1 rRNA gene (running past one end of the window) is annotated in these 671 nt (G+C 60.2%); it reads right to left on the bottom strand.

Annotated features, from left to right (window positions below):
- A 23S ribosomal RNA gene (locus tag AC1AYP_RS10580) occupies nucleotides 1-671 on the bottom strand; its annotated part runs 1,104 nt beyond the window's last position; the annotation flags it as partial.

Consider the following 671-nt stretch of genomic DNA (forward strand, 5'->3'; position numbering starts at 1 on the left):
GGGGAAGTCGTTACGCCATTCGTGCAGGTCGGAACTTACCCGACAAGGAATTTCGCTACCTTAGGATGGTTATAGTTACCACCGCCGTTTACCGGGGCTTGAATTCACCGCTTCACCCGAAAAGGGTTGACGGATCCTCTTAACCTTCCGGCACCGGGCAGGCGTCAGTGCATATACAGCGGCTTGCGCCTTCGCATGCACCTGTGTTTTTGGTAAACAGTCGCTACCCCCTGGATTGTGCCACCCCCAACCGCTCCCCGGGCAAGCCGGTTCACCATCGGGGGTCTCCCTTAAACCGAAGGAACGGGAGTGATTTGCCGAGTTCCTTGACCAGGATTCGCTCGATCGCCTTGGTATGCTCTACCTGACCACCAGTGTCGGTTTGGGGTACGGGCGCCCATGCGCCTCGCGCCGAAGCTTTTCTCGACGGACGGACCCACCGGAAGACGTCCGAAGAACGCCCCCATCACGCCTCGGGCCATAGCATCCCCGGATTTGCCTGGGGAAGGCCCCGCACGCTTGGACCCGGAAAACCACCTCCGGACCCGGCATGCCATCCGCGTCACTCCACGCGCTACCCTACCGGAAATCAGTTCCCAACAGGACCGCCCTCACCACCCCGAAGGATGGATCCGACGCTCCCGGAGGTTAGTGTCAATCTTTCAGGTCTG

It is taken from the genome of Bifidobacterium sp. LH_424 (genome assembly GCF_056356895.1).